At 65.9% G+C, this 566-nt stretch carries 1 protein-coding gene; it reads right to left on the reverse strand.

Translation table 11 applies throughout. The features are described from left to right. Positions 1 to 566, reverse strand: a 566-nt coding sequence (locus tag XpruCFBP8353_RS23100; protein WP_207759717.1) for a condensation domain-containing protein, incomplete at both ends; no start/stop codon positions are given.

Below are 566 nucleotides of genomic sequence, written 5' to 3' on the forward strand. Positions count from 1 at the left end.
GCGCGTTCGTCGACCGGCAGCAATGGTAGTTGCACCACGCGGATTTGCTGGTCGGCGACCATGCCTGCAAGCACCTGGACGAATTGGGCCAGCTGTCGCGCGATGGTGCTGCGGTCGAACAACGCCGTGGCAAAGCCCAGGCTGCCGACGATGCGGTCGCGGTCCTCGTGCAACGAGAACTCCAGGTCGAACTTGGCATCGCCGGAAGGTGCCTGGAACGGTTGCAGACGGATGCCGGGCAGGCTCAGCGCAGCATCGGGCACGTTCTGCCAGGTCAGCACGACCTGGAACACCGGTTGCGCGGCCAGACTGCGCTCGGGGTTAAGCGCTTCGATGACTTGCTCGAACGGCAGATCCTGGTGGTCCTGCGCGGCCAGCGCGGTGCTGCGCACTTGCGCCAGCACCTCGGCGACGGACGGATTGCCACGCAGATCGATACGCAGCGCCTGTGCATTGACGAAGAAGCCGATCAAGCCTTCGAGTTCGCTGCGGGTGCGATTGGCGAGCGGCGCGCCGATCACCACCTCGTCCTGCCCGGACAGACGCGCCAGCAGCACTGCCCAACC

The sequence above is a fragment of the Xanthomonas prunicola genome (assembly GCF_002846205.1).
In the GTDB taxonomy this organism is placed as follows: Bacteria; Pseudomonadota; Gammaproteobacteria; order Xanthomonadales; family Xanthomonadaceae; genus Xanthomonas; species Xanthomonas prunicola.